Consider the following 15,785-nt stretch of genomic DNA (forward strand, 5'->3'; position numbering starts at 1 on the left):
GGGGTGGGTGAGGTCGTGGGTTCGAATCCCGCTACTCTGATTTCAATCAAAATGTCCTGCTGATGCAGCTAATGCGTCGGGCGGGCATTTTTTTGGTTTGGAGCCTTGTTCACCAATTTAAATCCTTTAATGAAGCCACCTCTGCACTGGATTCGGAGGCAGAAGTGGCAACTCAACAATCGCTGGCGGAATGGTCTGCTGTTTGACTTTTTTAATTTAACTATAAAGATTCCTGAAGGGTCTTGGAAGAAGTGCTGTAATCAGCATAACGGGGAAGCACAATAGTGTAGTATATTCCTACAATAACGGTACAGACCCCAACTAATAAAAACAAGAACTCAATTGAAATAAATGAAGGAAAGCTTATAGCAATGAAACCTAATGTGAGAGATTGGGACAGCATCATTAACGGATTAATCAAACCTTGCACACGTCCCATCATTTGAGGATCTACAATACGAGGAAGCCATCCTCCTATGCCAATGTTAATGAACGGAAGTATCAGTGCAATGACAAAATTGATAATCAGAAAAGCGTAGATGTGGTTAACAAATCCTAGTATGCACATACCTATTCCGGCTACCAGAACTCCCGCTGCAATCATTTGGTGTAGCTTTAGCTTGGCGGAGATGAGAGAAGCGATTAGGGTACCAAGCAACACACCAGCTCCAAAAATAATACCTGTCCAAACCATATACTGCTCATAGTTGCCTGGAGCTAGCTTATATTTAAGAATAAACATCGGTAAAACGCTAAAACCACCATTTAAAATACCGAACATAAAAAAGCCTGAAACCAACCAAAGCAATAGTCTGTTGCGTAATATGTAAAGAAACCCTTGTTTAAAATCGATCATGACAAGTTTGAATTTTAATTGTTTGAATTGATGTGCCCCGTTCGGAAGGCGTACTTCCTTTGGAATTTTGCAGGAACGAATAAGCAGTGCAGACACAATAAAAGAAATAGCATCAATTAGGATGGCTCCAGTAATTCCAAAGTGCCAGTAAACGACGGCCCCCAGAGTTCCTCCAAATAACATGAAAAGACTCCCCATCATTTGATTGAGGCCTGCGGCAATAGTGTAATCATCTTCGCTTAATATTCCCTGTATAATGGCACTTTCGGCTGGGAAGAAAAATTTGGAGGCAGCACTACGAATGAAGAGGAGGGCAAATATCAAAGGAATCGAATCGATCCAAATAAAAATAAGCAAACATAAGGATAAAAAAGCGCTGATCCAGTCACAATTAACAGCAATTTTTTGTCTGTCCATCCGATCTGCCAGCACTCCAACCACGAGAAACACTACCAGCATCGGGAGCGAATACATTAACTCGGCAAGCGTTGCATAGTATGGCTGATTTGTAAACCGTTTCAACAAATAAAACATGAATGCAGTAACCCCGATAATTCCTCCCATTTGTGAGGCGAAGGTTGCCAGAAAAAACCTGACATAATTCTTGTTTCTGAGTACTTGTTTTAATCCAGTCACAGTTCCATCCCTTTCGCTTTCAAAGCGGTTTTTAGATGCCTATTAAAATAATAGTGAAAAGTAGGAATATTGTACAGAAAAGTGACTTTAATGTCACTTTAAGTTTGAATTTGCATCGTATCAGACCCTCTGCCTTTTAAATTCTGCTGTTAACGATAATCATAGTGGGGTGGACTGGGGAGTTGTTTTCAAAATGGTTTGGCGTAGTATGAGGAGCAATATAAACTTAAGTAACCAGGTGTTTGATTCCTGACTTACAAATGGGTGTCAGTCTCCAATGTTAATTAAGCTAAATCCTCGCCATTTGTGGCAATTACTTTTTTATACCAGTCAAAGCTCTTCTTCTTTTTGTGGAATGGCTTGTTTTAATTGTCCGATATGTTATCTGAAATAATCCATACGGTAATTGTCTATAATGGGAGGGAGAATTACAGAATAGCCCGATTCATCTCATTTACGCATGGATATGTTGAGAAAAAGGAAATGCTCATAGCTAGAAAACTTTATACAATGGAAGAGGAATAAGAATTGTGAAATTCGACTTTTGATGAAGGATTTCATATAATGTGAGCATATTGTGAACAACTTAAATTGAAGACTTAATAAAAAAATGAAAATGATTTCCGTCCAGCTATGAATTTCAAAATTTGACGGAGGGAACGAGATGACAATGGAAGAGAGCAGCAGACAGGTACCTTGGCAGTCGTATTATGGACCTAATCTAGGTTATGTGCAGGACCAGTATGAAAAGTATGTAGCGGACCCCGGAACGGTTGATCCGGCTTACCGCGAGCTGTTTGATCAATGGGGTGAGCCGCCACAATCCGAATATTCGGCTGCTTCCATGATAGACAACAAATTGCAAGGCCCCCCCACAAGTGCTTTGGGGCACCTTGATTCAAACACATTACAGAAAGCGGTTACAGCGGGGAAAATGGTGTGGAATATCCGTGAATATGGACATTTAGCCGCCCAGATTGATCCGCTGGGACTGGATGCAGAGCAGGATACACGCTTGCTTAATCCAGCATCTTACGGTTTAACTGAACAAGACTTGAAGGCTTTTCCAGCCTCTTTAATATGGGATAACGCTCCTGCGGGAACACTTAACGGATGGGAAGCCATTCAACGGTTACGTGTAGCATACACAGGACCGATTGCCTATGAATTTAGTCATATTCACAACGAGGAGGAACGCCGCTGGCTGAACAGCTATGCAGAATCTGGCTGGTCCTCCAAGCCACTTACAACACAGGAACGCAAGTCGTTGCTAGGCAGATTGGTAGAAGTAGAACAGTTCGAAGAGTTTTTGCATAAAACATTCGTCGGACAGAAACGTTTTTCCATCGAGGGTAATGATGTGCTTGTCCCTGTTCTCGACGAGATTATTCGTCTAACGACAAATGCAGGAGCAAGTCATGTCCTGATGGGTATGGCGCATCGCGGCCGTTTGAATGTACTGGCTCATGTGCTGGGCAAGCCTTACAGTAAAATTTTCTCTGAATTTCATCATTCGCCGAATAAGGATTTGATCCCATCGGAAGGTTCCACGGGAATTAACTACGGCTGGACTGGAGATGTGAAATATCATCTGGGTGCTGATCGTTTTGTAAAAGATGGGGGAGCAGTGCAAGCCCGTCTGACATTGGCGAATAACCCGAGTCACCTGGAATATGTAAATCCGGTAGTACAAGGATTTTCACGAGCTGCACAGGAAGACCGCAGTGAGGCTGGTTATCCGAAGCTGGATGTGAGCAAGGCAGCTACAATTATTATGCATGGTGATGCGGCTTTCCCAGGTGAAGGTATCGTGGCAGAATCACTTAATTTCACAAATTTGCGTGGCTTCCGTAATGGCGGCACGGTCCATATTATTGTGAATAATCGTCTGGGTTTTACAACGGAAAGTGTCGATTCCCGTTCGACCCGTTATGCCAGTGATCTGGCTAAAGGCTATGAAATTCCAATTGTACATGTGAACGCGGATAATCCTGAAGCCTGTATTGCAGCAGCTCGTATGGCTGGCGAATACCGCAATCGTTTCAAGAAGGATTTTCTGATTGATCTGATTGGTTACCGTCGTTATGGTCACAATGAATCCGATGACCCGGAAACGACACAACCGCTGGTATATCGTAAGGTGAAGAATCATCCGACGGTGAGCAAATTATATGCTCAAAAGCTGATGAAGCAGGGGGTTGTGGATGAAGAGTTTAGTGCCGGTCTCATTGAAAAGGTCCAAAACAGACTGAAGGAAGCGCATGAGCATGTGAAGAATCAACCGGAACAAGAGCCGGAAATGAGTCCTGTGAAGGCGAAAAAGAATCAGAATTCTATGGTACGTACTGCAGTGGAATTGAAAAAGCTGCGCCAAATCAATGAAAACTTACTCAAATGGCCACAGGCTTTTCATGTATATCCGAAGCTGGATCGAATTTTACAGCGTAGAAAAACCGCTCTGAACGAAGGGGAAAAGGTAGATTGGAGCTTGGCGGAGACGCTGGCTTTGGCCACCATTCTTGCAGACGGCAAGCCTATTCGTATGACAGGTCAGGATGCGGAGCGAGCTACATTTGCTCACCGTAACCTTGTGCTGCATGAGCCTGAAACAGGCCGTACACATTGCCCGTTGCATACATTGCCGGAAGCACGTGCTTCATTCAGTATTCATAACAGTCCATTGTCTGAGGCATCTGTCCTCGGCTTTGAATATGGCTATAACGTGTATTCTCCTGAAACGTTAGTGATTTGGGAAGCACAATTCGGCGATTTTGCTAACTGTGCACAGGTTATTTTTGACCAATTCATCTCCGCAGGCCGTGCCAAATGGAGACAGAAATCGAGTCTAGTGATGCTGTTACCGCATGGTAGCGAAGGACAAGGACCAGAGCATACAAGCGCACGTCTGGAGCGTTTTCTCCAGTTGTCCGCACAAAATAACTGGACTGTCGCTAATTTGAGCAGTGCCTCACAGTATTTCCATCTGCTGCGCCGTCAGGCTGCATTAAGCGAAAGTGAGGAAGCCCGCCCGCTTGTGATGATGTCGCCGAAGAGCCTGATTCGTAATAATCGTGTCGCTTCGCCTGCTTCTGAATTCAGCGAAGGAGCGTTCCGTCCTGTGTTGGAACAGCCTGGTCTGGGTGCACGTCCGGATCGTGTAGAGCGCATTGTACTGTGCAGTGGCAAGATTGCCATTGATCTCGAAGAAGCATTGGAAAAGGATAAGAATGAGGCAGAAGAGCGTCTGCATATTATTCGTGTGGAGCAGCTATACCCTTTCCCGGAAGAAGAAATTCGGAATATTTTCGGTCGCTTCCCGCATGTTAAGGAGTTCGTATGGGCTCAGGAAGAACCTAAAAATATGGGGGCTTGGAGTTACATTGAACCTCGTCTGCGGAATGTTGTGCCACAGGGAGCGGAAATTCGTTACGCAGGCAGACCAGATCGTTCAAGCCCGGCCAGCGGTTATCAGCAAGTACACAGCCTAGAACAACAGCGAATTATTCAATCGGCGTTGAAGCAGGATTCCAAAAACAATATTACACTTGGGAGGTAGCGGCTGTGAGCGATATTATAGTGCCAGCAATGGGAGAATCCATCACGGAAGGAACAATTTCCAAATGGCTTGTGAAGGAAGGGGATTCCGTAGGACAGGGAGATGTTCTACTGGAGCTGGAAACCGATAAGGTCAATCTGGAAATTAGTGCGGAAGAAGCAGGTGTGGTCCAGAAAATCCTTCGTCAGGAGGGAGATACTGTGGTCATCGGTGAAGCTGTTGGCTTGATCGGAAGCGGCAGTGGTGGTGCGGAATCAACCGGTGCTGGAGAAGTTGCAGCGACTCAAGCGCCTGAAGCACCGTCCGTAGCGACTTCACCGTCTTCCGTAGAAGGCGGCGGTAAAGCTGAAGAAAAGTCTGCACCGCCTATTTCATCGAATGGCGACGGGAATGGCCAGACGGCATCACCATCCGCCCGGAAGTTGGCGCGTGAGCGCGGGATTGATCTTGAGCAGGTACAGGGAAAGGACCCGCTCGGACGTGTTTTCCAGGAGGACGTAAAAACGCATAACAGCTCTGAAGTGTCACGTGCAGCATTTGTACCTGCGTCTCCCGCTACTAGCAAGCCTGCGCCTCCGTCTCCAGCACAAACGGAGTACAGCAAGCCTGTGGAACGCCAGCGGATGTCTCGGCGCAGAGCGACGATCGCTAAGCGTCTTGTTGAAGCACAGCAAACAGCTGCCATGCTCACCACTTTTAATGAAGTGGATATGACCGCCATTCTCGATGTGCGTAAACGCCGTAAAGATAAGTTTAAGGAAAAACATGATGTAGGCTTGGGTTTTATGTCCTTCTTTACAAAGGCAGTGGTTGGTGCACTCAAGCGCTTCCCTACCGTGAATGCAGAGATTAATGGCGATGATATCGTACTGAAAAAATACTATGATATCGGGATCGCTGTATCTGCCAAGGAAGGTTTGGTCGTGCCAGTTGTGCGGGATGCCGATCGTCTTGGCTTTGCTGAGATCGAGAAAAGTATTGCAGATTTGGCTGGCAAAGCACGCTCCAATTCGCTTTCTCTGGCCGACTTGCAAGGAGGAACGTTTACTATAACCAATGGAGGTATTTTCGGCTCCCTGCTGTCTACGCCAATTCTCAATACGCCGCAAGTGGGTATTTTGGGCATGCATAAGATCCAACTTCGCCCGATTGCCATCGACGAGGAACGCATGGAAAATCGTCCGATGATGTATATCGCGTTGTCCTACGATCACCGGATTATTGATGGTAGCGAGGCGGTTCGTTTCCTGGTAACGGTCAAAGAATTGCTGGAAGATCCGGAATCATTGTTACTCGAAGGATAAAATAAATCGGGCAAGTGTATCTCCCCTTTACGTGTATGACAAAAGCAGACTCTTGCGAGTCTGCTTTTTTTCCTGCATAGTTATAACATAAGGCAACTGACATTACAGGCAGTAAATGTAGAGAAGGGCGGGAACTGTTTTGGACAAAGACTTGCGCTATCCGATAGGATCATTCGTTGTTCCAGATACCATTACAAAAGAACAGCTTATCGCATGGATTCACGACATTGCTGAATTGCCTGCACAGCTGCGTCAGGCGGTCGAAGGACTGTATGAGCAGCAGCTCAATACGCCTTATCGCGAAGGGGGCTGGACGATTCGGCAGGTAGTTCATCATGTGGCAGATAGCCATATGAACAGCTATATCCGTTTTAAGCTGGCACTGACGGAGGATACGCCGACGATCAAGCCATATGATGAGGGGCGTTGGGCCGAAATACCAGACGCCAGGGAGCTTCCACTGGAACCTTCGTTGCAATTGCTGGAAGGACTGCATGAACGGTGGGTGACCGTGTTACGATCGTTGGGAGAGGATCAGCTACACCGAACATTTATTCATCCTGAATCGGGCCAGACGATCCGCCTGGAACGAAACATCGGCATCTATGCCTGGCATGGCAAGCATCACACAGCTCATATTACTTCCCTGAGAGAACGGAATGCATGGTGATTTTTAAAACTATATCCAAATGAATATAAGGGAATAAAAAAGAAACCTTCAATCCCACGTTAATCGTGGTTTTTAAAGGTTTCTTTTCTTATTTCCTCACAAGGTTGATGACTTGGACGAGGTTGAATGTCCAGGTGCCTCGGAGTCTCCAGTCAATGCGGAAACAGAGGTCACCCCTGTGTTAACATGACGGTCGAGCCAGTCCACGATGTCACTCATCACCTCGTCGCGGTTTGTTTCATGAAGCATCTCATGGCGACCGTCAGGATAGAGGCGGTATTCGATGTCCTGAAGCTCTAAGCTTCGATACATTTCCACTAGTGACAACACACCTTTACCGAACAAACCCACTGGATCACGATCCCCGGCAAAAATATAAACTGGCAGTTTGGGATTGATGTGTTTCAGCGAGGAAGGCCAGTGGATTTCTTGTAATAGCCTGAAAAAATCCAGAAAAAAGCCTGTCGTACATATAGCTCCACATAATGGGTCGTGCACGAATTGATCTACTTCCTCAGGATCACGGGACAGCCAGTCGAACGCCGTACGCACCGGACGGAAGGCACGGTTAAAGCCACCAAAGACCATAGCGTTGAGCAGCATGCTGCGATGATCCATTCCTTGCAGTTTGGCTTGCAGTAGAGCAACTTGCTCTCCGAGTTTTAGGAGACCACGTCGTCCGTTGGTTCCCGATAAAATAAACCCGTGATACGTTTGCCGATCATCATACATAATTTTCTGGGTTAAAAAGGACCCCATGCTGTGACCCAGCAAAAAACGAGACTGATCAGGGAATTCCTTAGCCGCAATTTCGCCTAGCTCCAGCATGCCGTCTGCCATTCGATTAAACGCATTAGCTCCCGGCATACCCAGCTTATCAGGATCACCAGCCGTGCGCCCGTGACCGATATGATCGTTGGCATACACGCCATAACCGCAAGCAGTAAGTTTTTCGGCCAGTCGGATGTAGCGATAGGACGTCTCGCACATACCATGCGAAATTTGAACAATCCCCTTAATGGGCAAATTCTGATCAGGCAGCCAGCGGTAGGCAAAAAGCTCTGTTCCGTCATTTTCAGCGATGGTGAAGGTGTATTCCCGCATAATTAGACATCACATCCTTTAAGCATTAAGGAAGATAAGATCTAAGTACGGTCATTCCGTCATTCAGCGTGTAACCGCTCAGGTTAGCGGGCAACAGGAAGCAATCTCCAGCTTTACAGGAAAGAGACTCGGTATTATTGTTCCATGTTATGGTCCCACTGCCTTCACAAATCACGAGAATGGTGAAGCTGTCTTCCGTTGTAGAAAGTGCCCAACTTCCATCTACGATACCCTTTTCCACAACAAAATACTCACAGGCTGCCAACTGGAGCCATTTACCAGGCTGTAAGCCGTCCGTTTTCATCGTTGTTGCGCCTGCACCTTCGTAGGAGGTTACATTGAGGGAATCCTCGATATGCAACTCACGAGGCTTGCCGTCCAGTCCGGGGCGATTGTAGTCATATAAGCGATAGGTAGTATCCGAATTTTGCTGGATTTCAGCAACGACAACGCCTGCACACAGTGCATGTACGGTTCCGGCGGGGATGAAGAACGTATCGCCTGCTTCGACTGGAACCTGGCGCAAACTGCCGAGGATATCCCCACTTTCAAGAGCTGTGCGCAGACTCTCGCGGGTTACACCTTCGGTCAGACCATAAATAATCTTGGCATCTGGCTTGGCATCAAGCACGTACCACATTTCAGTTTTTCCTAATTCTCCGGCTGGAAGTCCTGCGTAATCATCTGTCGGATGTACCTGAACGGATAAGTCATCATTACAATCCAGTAGTTTGATCAAAAGTGGGAATCGTCCGCCTTTTTCCGATACACCCTTGGCCCCGAGCCAATCCTGCCCGTAGGTCTCGCGGATTTCATCCAGTCCTTTGCCTGCCAGCTCACCATTGATAACCGTTGTTGTTCCGTTTGGATGATCGGCAATCATCCATCCTTCCCCGATATGTCCTTCTGGTGGGGTTAGACCAAATTGCTCTAAGGCCCGTCCTCCCCAAACTCTCTCTTTGAACTCAGGTTGAAATTGCAGCGGGTATGGCTTTAGCATAATTTCTCTCCTCCATATTGAGTAATGAGTGCGACCTAACAGAATAAGGAAATGAATAACGTGCCGCTGGGGCAATGAACTGGGATGAATAGTACCCAAACGAGCTTAAAAAATAATATATGTAAGGCGGCTTAAAAAGCCGCTCATAACCTGAGTTTAAAATCCAACATTATTTCTTCTCAACCGCCACTACGTAAGGCGAAGCGGCTCGTTGTAATTGACGATAAATAATGCTTTGACCGCTGGAGACCGGGAGAGCAGAAGCCCATTGAAGAACGGCATCTGCTTCTTCACTGCCTCCGGCGTGTCCTGGATATAACACGGCAGTCAGAATGCCGCGTGGTCGCAGCAATTGTAAGGCAGCATCAAGTGCGACGAGCGTGCTGTCTGTTTGGGTGATGACAGTAGGATCGGCGCCTTCGGAAGGCAAGTAGCCCAGGTTAAACATGACCGCAGCGACTTTGCCATGCAGCATGTCTGGAACGGCCTCCTGCATTTGCTCATGACCTTGTAGCAGTAGCGATACTTCTGCTAATGAAGGAGAAGCGTTTTCTTCCAGTCGACGACGGGCGCAATGCAGTGCTTCTTGTTGGATGTCGAAGCCATAGACACGGCCCCGTTTGCCAGCAGCTTTTGCCAGAAACAACGTGTCTGCTCCTGTGCCGACGGTGGCGTCTATAGCAGTATCGCCTGGCTGCACCCGCGCAGCCACCAATTGATGAGCGTAGCTCAGGACGGATAGGAACCCCATTTAAGGTTGCCTCCAGTATTTTCCCTGCCACGTTTCACGTGACTTCAGTTCATGATCAATGGCATTAAGCACTTCCCATTTTTTAAGCGACCACATGGGTCCCATTAGCAAATCGCGTGGGGCATCTCCGGTTAACCGATGAACGATCATTTCGGGAGGTAAAAACTCCAGCGTATCAACTATCAGCTTAACGTATTCGTCCTTTTCCAGAAAGCGTAGCAATCCCGCTTCATATTGCTTGACCATGGGCGTTTTGCGCATGAGATGCAGCAGGTGGATTTTGATGCCCTGCACATCCATAGCGGCTACCGCCCGTCCCGTATCTAGCATCATTTCATGCGTCTCTTGGGGCAGACCATAAATGATGTGGGCGCACACGCGGATATTCCGCTTGCGCAGCTTTTCCACCGCATCCAGATAGCATTGAGTATCATGAGCGCGGTTAATCAGCTCTGAGGTCGATTCATGGACAGTTTGCAGACCCATTTCGACCCATAGGTACGTGCGTTCGTTTAGCTCGGCAAGGTAATCCACTACATCGTCAGGCAGGCAATCAGGACGTGTAGCGATGGACAGACCGACAACACCGGGCTGCTCCAGAATAACCTCGAAGTATTCTCGCAGTTCCTCAACCGGGGCATACGTATTCGTGTAGGCTTGGAAATAGCCAATATATTTGGCGTTTGGCCATTTTAGATGCTGCCGATCCCGAATCGTATTGAACTGGGTAACCAGATCATCACGACGACGTCCGGCAAAATCACCCGATCCGCGTGCGCTACAAAAGGTGCAACCCCCTTTAGCGATGGAGCCATCGCGATTCGGACAGGTAAAACCCGCATCCAGCATGACTTTGAACACTTTATTTTGAAATTGCTCACGCATTTCGTAATTCCAAGTATGGAACCGTTTATCTCCCCACAGGAGAGGAGCAGGCAATAAATCTGTTTTCATGGGTGTACTCCTTTTTTTACGATCACCCCATTGTAACAAAAATCAGTCTTCATTGGGAATCATTTGACCGAACAAGTCAATAAAATGTGCGTATTTTATGGCGTTGCGGATTGAAAAAGGTTACACAATGTGTTATATTGTAAGCGGTACCAGACATACAATAAAAGGACTGTTTTCGATCCTGAAGATAAAAGTTATCCGTTGCTAATGATTATTCTTCAGGGAGGCAGCTATGCTGTTTCTATCGCCTGTTTTAGGGTAAGTGCACGTCGGTTCCATCACAAATAACCCGTGAGGTGATCTTTTATGAATGCGCAGGATAAGACGCGTATGGATAAAGTTACTGTTGAGTTAACCTTTGATGAGGCGTTGGCATTGACTGGTGTCCGTTTTGGGCAGGATCGTCAGATTGGAACGACCGCACGTCAAAAAATCAGAGCGGCTTGCCAAAAGACAATTGATTTTTCACCTGCTGATGGGGTAGACTATGAACAATTAAATTAGTTGGACCCCAATCCAAATATATTGAAAAAGGAATTTCATTTCCGTATCTTCAAGCGGGGGTGAAATTCCTTTTTCCTTGATAACAGAGTATATGGAGGAGTAACATGCGTTTACGCGGAAGAAAAGGAATTCGGGAAAGTCTGGAAGAACAGCAGGACCTAGTCATCTTGGAGCCAGCACAGTATAAGGGGAAATGGCAGCAGCTTTTTGGTAATGATCGTCCCATTCATGTAGAGTTCGGTATGGGTAAAGGGCAATTTATAAGCCAAATGAGCTTCCGGAATCCGGAGGTTAACTATATTGGCTTTGATATGTATGATGAGCTGGTTCGCCGTGCAACAGAAAAGTCTCGTCTGGCCTGGAGTAATTCAGAGGTTGATACGCCGCCTAATATCAAATTGGCACTGGCAAACATTGAACAGATCGAAAATGTTTTTGAACCAGGAGAGATTGAACGCATTTATCTGAATTTTAGTGATCCCTGGCCTAAAGCCAAACATGCACGTCGTCGTTTGACGCATCCGCGTTTTTTGGACAAGTACCGTCAGCTTTTGAACAGCAAAGGACAAATTCATTTTAAGACTGATTCGGAGACACTGTTTGAGTTTTCTCTGAATTCGTTTGCCGATAGTGGTTTGCAGATGACGAATATTTCGTTAAACCTTCATCGTGAGGGGATTAACGAGGAGCATGTCATGACGGAATATGAACAAAAGTTTATGGGCAAAGGTATGAATATTCATCGAGTCGAGGTGCTGATCGGCAAAGATGCTTTGGAAGAGTACGGAAAAACACGCCTTGAAAAGTACGGGAAATAAAAACAGATCAAATGGATAGAATAAGACAGGGTGCTTCCTTATTAGGAAAGCACCCTGTTCGGTTCCAGTATATCCAAAATACTCTGTGCGCTCTGAAGAGGATAATATCGCGCTACATTATGGACGTGCTCCTGTCGCTTGCGGACGATTTCTGGAAAATCGTGTAGCAGTCGGTTCATCCATTTAACGACAACATCCAGCGAAGTAATCGGTTCTCCGAAGCCTTGAGCCGTAAAGTATTGACAATTTTCCTCCTCCTGTCCAGGGAGAGGTTTGTGAAACAGCATCGGAATCCCTTTGGCCAATCCCTCGGTACATGTCATTCCGCCGGGTTTGGTGATGAGCAGATTCGATACCTCCATTAATTTGTCGATTTCCCGTGTAAATCCGAAGATATGAATATTTGGATGATTAAACCTGGGATCCAACTGCATTTTACGACGAATTTTATCATTATGCCCCAAACAAAAAATAAATTGAATGTTATCTCTCCACTGAGTAAGCGAACGATGTATGACTTCGTCATTCATAAGGCCCCAGCCGCCACCCATAACGAGTACGGTCGGGATGGGTTTAAGTCCAAATTGTTCTCTAATTTCATCATGCCCAGGATGTTCCCAAAAATTGGGATGAACGGGAATACCGGTCACCTGGATTTTCGAGACGGATACTCCGCGTGCGCGCAGCTTACGCATGACTTCAGGCGTAGATACAAAGTACCGGTCAACCTCGGGACTAATCCATGTTCCATGTGCATCGTAGTCTGTAATGACAGTACAAAGCGGAACATGTAAGCCTAAGCGCTTCAAACGTGAAATTACCGCGCTTGGGATGGGATGAGTACATACCACCAAATCGGGACGAAGCTGCCGGAGAATGTTTCGGGTCTGCGTGTAGAACAGACGGTGCAAAGCGAGCGTTGTAAGACGGTTTAATGATTTTTTGTACTGATGACGGTAAACCAATCCGACTAGACGAGGCTGCGATGCAACAGTCTTCTTGTATGCTGTAATAATAAGCGGGGCCATTCTTGGATTCAAAAAACTCCCCAGCTCCAGCACTCTGGTCTGCACATTCGGAGAAAGCTTCCGCAAACTGCTTGAGAGCGCGTAGGCAGCTTGAGTATGTCCGGCACCGAAACCTTCCGATAATAATAACACTCGTTTTTTAGCCACTCTCATTTCACCTGTTCCTGCTGGGATGTTCTCAATCATACCATATCGGCTTTAAGGCCAGAATGCAACCGTATCGGCTTTAAGGCCAGAATGCAACCGTTCCTATTGCTGCAGACGTTCCGATGACCGCTCCTGCGAGTACATCCGTTGGGTAGTGAAGACCCAGATAAATTCGAGAAAAACCAACAATTGTCGCTACAGGCAACAGCAGCAATGTTAGCATCGGTGACTGTAGCATAAAAGGCACGGTAGCTGAAAAAATAGCGGTCGTGTGCCCTGAGGGAAAAGAATGGTCCGACAAGGGGTTGCGGAATGTATTTGTACCTGGTAGCGCCAAATACGGGCGAATCCGCGGGTACAGCTTTTTAACGATAGCTACGGGGATGTGACTGACCCCGAGAGCGATGGCTCCCTTCATACCGGTATCTTTCCACGGATTCGGAGCGAGCCACCAAATAAGGAGTGTGGAGGCTATAGTAAAGGTAGCCCCGCCTAAATGTGTGAGATAATAAAGCCAGAAGTTCAAAAAACGGTTGTGTAAGCGTCCGTTGATCCATTTGAACAACTGCTGCTCCAGATTTACAAGTTTTACGACTAGACGTTGCATTTGGTTTCCTCCGGTTGCCGGTTCAGGTCAGTCGGCAAATATTTTGAGTCATTTTGACATAATCAGACCATAAGTAATTATTCTCTTGCTCTCATCATATTTTTAAACGCTGTTCATTTCAAGAATCACTAAAGATTCAAACTTACTTGGTTCAATTCTACACAAAAATGTTAATGGAATATAAGCCAAATTGTATAACTTTCTTTGCGTTCATCCGTCTAATAAGATAGAGTGTTTAGAAGTGGTTGCTAATTGGCCCACAAAAAGGAGGGACCAAAGAAATAAAAAGTTAGCAAATGGATGAAAATAAGACCTAAGCGTCATCAATGAGAAGACCAGCGCCGCATTCCCGGTTCAAACGGGAGTTTGTTGTGTTTTTTTGCTGCTGAGACCGCTTTAAGGGCTTTGACAAAAGATTGAAAACCAACGAAAATCGTAATGGCGTTCCTGTGTCAGCCAAAAGGGGGCTGCGCACAGACAATCAAGAAAGCAAGGGTCGGGTCAAAAACTACAGAAAAGGCGCACAAAGCGCCGCAACTTGCGCTACACAGATAGAAAACAAACAAACGCAAGATTTTAAGGGGTATAAAAAAGGGGGTAACAAGAGATCATGTTAGACGCTATTTTTGTGACGCTCCAGGTCATACTGGCGGTGATCGCAGTCTATCAGTTTGCATTCTCCTTGTTCGGATTGGTTCGCAAGAAAAGGAAAGAGCACGCGGCTCCAGAAAAATCATTTGCCATTTTAGTCGCTGCCCACAATGAAGAACAGGTTGTCGGAGCATTGATGGAAAATTTGAAGCAACTTGATTATCCGAAGGAACTTTACGATGTGTTCGTAATCTGTGATAACTGCACAGATAAGACTGCGGATATTGTTCGCGCTCACGGCATGAATGCTTGTGAACGTACGAATCCAAATCTGCGTGGTAAAGGCTACGCTATTGAGTGGATGCTCAAGGAATTATGGGCTATGCCGCGCCAATATGATGCCATTGTCATGTTTGATGCTGACAATTTGGCGCATACCAATTTTTTGAGTGAAATGAACAATGATCTGTGCACAGGTGCCCGTGTTATTCAGGGGTACATTGATACTAAGAATCCTGAGGATTCTTGGATTACAGCGGCATACGGGGTATCTTATTGGTACATCAACCGTTTGTGGCAGCTGTCACGTCACAATCTGAACATGGCTAATTTCCTCGGTGGTACAGGCATGTGCTTTGAAACAAATCTGCTTAAGGAAATGGGCTGGGGTGCAACAAGTCTCGTAGAGGATTTGGAATTCACCATGCGCTGCACACAACGCAACGTATATCCAAGATTTAATTACGATGCCAAGGTATATGATGAAAAGCCGTTGACGTTCAAAGCTTCGTCCAGACAGCGTCTGCGCTGGATGCAAGGTCATTTCACGGTTGCTCGACGTTATTTCTTCCCGTTGCTGTGGCAAAGTATCAAGCATAGAAGCCTGATTAAATTCGATATGGCTCTTTATGGTCTAAACGTGTATATCGTACTGCTCACCTTCTTGATGACAGTAGCTATGTGGATAGATATAGCGTTATTTGGTGGACCTAATATCGAAAATATTTATGTACAATTCCCGGCTTGGACTGGTGTTATAGCTGTGGGTCTGAATATTACTACCTTTGTGATCGCGATGATTTTGGAAAAGGTCACGTTCAAAAAAGTATATCTGTACCTGCTGCTATTCCCGGTATATCTGGTCTCGTGGTATCCGATTACGTTCTATGCGTTCTTTACACAGAACAACAAGCAATGGAGCCATACCCAGCACACGCGTGTCGTTCGCCTGGAAGAGGTTCAGAGCAAACAAGGTTAAT

At 46.2% G+C, this 15,785-nt stretch carries 13 protein-coding genes; 6 read left to right on the plus strand and 7 right to left on the minus strand.

The genetic code is table 11. The features are described from left to right. Positions 1–220: 220 nt before the first annotated feature. The gene (locus AOU00_RS19860; protein ID WP_069291463.1) at positions 221–1,492 is read right to left on the minus strand and encodes an MFS transporter; all 1,272 of its coding nucleotides are present in this window, start codon (positions 1,490–1,492) and stop codon (positions 221–223) included. A 664-nt stretch (positions 1,493–2,156) separates the two neighbouring features. Here AOU00_RS19860 and AOU00_RS19865 point away from each other — a divergent pair. The 3 genes from AOU00_RS19865 to AOU00_RS19875 all read left to right on the plus strand — a co-directional run bounded on the left by AOU00_RS19865 (position 2,157) and on the right by AOU00_RS19875 (position 7,022). Continuing rightward, positions 2,157–5,048, plus strand: a complete 2,892-nt coding sequence (locus tag AOU00_RS19865) for a 2-oxoglutarate dehydrogenase E1 component (RefSeq protein WP_069291464.1) — start codon at positions 2,157–2,159, stop codon at positions 5,046–5,048. Between the two features lie 5 nt (positions 5,049–5,053). Continuing rightward, positions 5,054–6,352 (plus strand): 2-oxoglutarate dehydrogenase complex dihydrolipoyllysine-residue succinyltransferase, encoded by a 1,299-nt coding sequence (gene odhB, locus AOU00_RS19870; RefSeq protein ID WP_069291465.1) that lies wholly within the window; start codon positions 5,054–5,056, stop codon positions 6,350–6,352. Positions 6,353–6,491: 139 nt separating this feature from the next. Next, positions 6,492–7,022 (plus strand): YfiT family bacillithiol transferase, encoded by a 531-nt coding sequence (locus tag AOU00_RS19875; protein ID WP_061829117.1) that lies wholly within the window; start codon positions 6,492–6,494, stop codon positions 7,020–7,022. 96 nt (positions 7,023–7,118) lie between these two features. On the opposite strand, the gene AOU00_RS19880 is transcribed toward AOU00_RS19875, so the two are convergent. The 4 genes from AOU00_RS19880 to AOU00_RS19895 all read right to left on the minus strand — a co-directional run bounded on the left by AOU00_RS19880 (position 7,119) and on the right by AOU00_RS19895 (position 10,831). After that, positions 7,119–8,126 (minus strand): alpha/beta fold hydrolase, encoded by a 1,008-nt coding sequence (locus AOU00_RS19880; RefSeq protein WP_069291466.1) that lies wholly within the window; start codon positions 8,124–8,126, stop codon positions 7,119–7,121. A gap of 25 nt (positions 8,127–8,151) precedes the next feature. After that, on the minus strand, positions 8,152–9,126 hold the full coding sequence (locus AOU00_RS19885) for a type I phosphomannose isomerase catalytic subunit (RefSeq protein WP_023987749.1): 975 nt from the start codon (positions 9,124–9,126) through the stop codon (positions 8,152–8,154). Positions 9,127–9,295: 169 nt separating this feature from the next. Beyond that, on the minus strand, positions 9,296–9,877 hold the full coding sequence (locus tag AOU00_RS19890; protein WP_069291467.1) for a tRNA 5-(aminomethyl)-2-thiouridylate-methyltransferase MnmM: 582 nt from the start codon (positions 9,875–9,877) through the stop codon (positions 9,296–9,298). Beyond that, a complete protein-coding gene (locus tag AOU00_RS19895; protein WP_061829120.1) occupies positions 9,878–10,831 on the minus strand; it encodes a tRNA modification radical SAM protein MnmL/YtqA in 954 nt (317 codons plus the stop codon). It abuts the gene before it with no gap. A gap of 306 nt (positions 10,832–11,137) precedes the next feature. Here AOU00_RS19895 and AOU00_RS19900 point away from each other — a divergent pair, with 306 nt between their 5' ends. Both AOU00_RS19900 and trmB read left to right on the plus strand, forming a co-directional pair. Beyond that, on the plus strand, positions 11,138–11,335 hold the full coding sequence (locus AOU00_RS19900; RefSeq protein ID WP_013309373.1) for a hypothetical protein: 198 nt from the start codon (positions 11,138–11,140) through the stop codon (positions 11,333–11,335). A gap of 104 nt (positions 11,336–11,439) precedes the next feature. Further along, the gene (trmB, locus tag AOU00_RS19905; RefSeq protein ID WP_013309374.1) at positions 11,440–12,153 is read left to right on the plus strand and encodes a tRNA (guanosine(46)-N7)-methyltransferase TrmB; all 714 of its coding nucleotides are present in this window, start codon (positions 11,440–11,442) and stop codon (positions 12,151–12,153) included. A gap of 41 nt (positions 12,154–12,194) precedes the next feature. On the opposite strand, the gene AOU00_RS19910 is transcribed toward trmB, so the two are convergent. Both AOU00_RS19910 and AOU00_RS19915 read right to left on the minus strand, forming a co-directional pair. Further along, entirely contained in the window at positions 12,195–13,328 is a 1,134-nt protein-coding gene (locus tag AOU00_RS19910) for an MGDG synthase family glycosyltransferase (protein ID WP_420488442.1), read from the minus strand. A gap of 79 nt (positions 13,329–13,407) precedes the next feature. Further along, on the minus strand, positions 13,408–13,935 hold the full coding sequence (locus AOU00_RS19915; protein ID WP_061829122.1) for a phosphatase PAP2 family protein: 528 nt from the start codon (positions 13,933–13,935) through the stop codon (positions 13,408–13,410). A gap of 610 nt (positions 13,936–14,545) precedes the next feature. On the opposite strand from AOU00_RS19915, the gene AOU00_RS19920 reads away from it, so the two are divergent. Then, positions 14,546–15,784, plus strand: a complete 1,239-nt coding sequence (locus AOU00_RS19920) for a glycosyltransferase family 2 protein (RefSeq protein ID WP_069291469.1) — start codon at positions 14,546–14,548, stop codon at positions 15,782–15,784. Position 15,785 lies beyond the last annotated feature (1 nt).

It is taken from the genome of Paenibacillus polymyxa (assembly GCF_001719045.1).
Taxonomy (GTDB): Bacteria; Bacillota; Bacilli; order Paenibacillales; family Paenibacillaceae; genus Paenibacillus; species Paenibacillus polymyxa_B.

Coding starts and splice junctions, on each gene's coding strand:
- AOU00_RS19890 (WP_069291467.1), bottom strand. CDS start 9,877: ATGGGGTTCCTATCCGTCCTGAGCTACGCTCATCAATTGGTGGCTGCG.
- AOU00_RS19920 (WP_069291469.1), top strand. CDS start 14,546: ATGTTAGACGCTATTTTTGTGACGCTCCAGGTCATACTGGCGGTGATC.
- AOU00_RS19900 (WP_013309373.1), top strand. CDS start 11,138: ATGAATGCGCAGGATAAGACGCGTATGGATAAAGTTACTGTTGAGTTA.
- AOU00_RS19865 (WP_069291464.1), top strand. CDS start 2,157: ATGACAATGGAAGAGAGCAGCAGACAGGTACCTTGGCAGTCGTATTAT.
- AOU00_RS19915 (WP_061829122.1), bottom strand. CDS start 13,935: ATGCAACGTCTAGTCGTAAAACTTGTAAATCTGGAGCAGCAGTTGTTC.
- AOU00_RS19895 (WP_061829120.1), bottom strand. CDS start 10,831: ATGAAAACAGATTTATTGCCTGCTCCTCTCCTGTGGGGAGATAAACGG.
- AOU00_RS19885 (WP_023987749.1), bottom strand. CDS start 9,126: ATGCTAAAGCCATACCCGCTGCAATTTCAACCTGAGTTCAAAGAGAGA.
- trmB (WP_013309374.1), top strand. CDS start 11,440: ATGCGTTTACGCGGAAGAAAAGGAATTCGGGAAAGTCTGGAAGAACAG.
- AOU00_RS19880 (WP_069291466.1), bottom strand. CDS start 8,126: ATGCGGGAATACACCTTCACCATCGCTGAAAATGACGGAACAGAGCTT.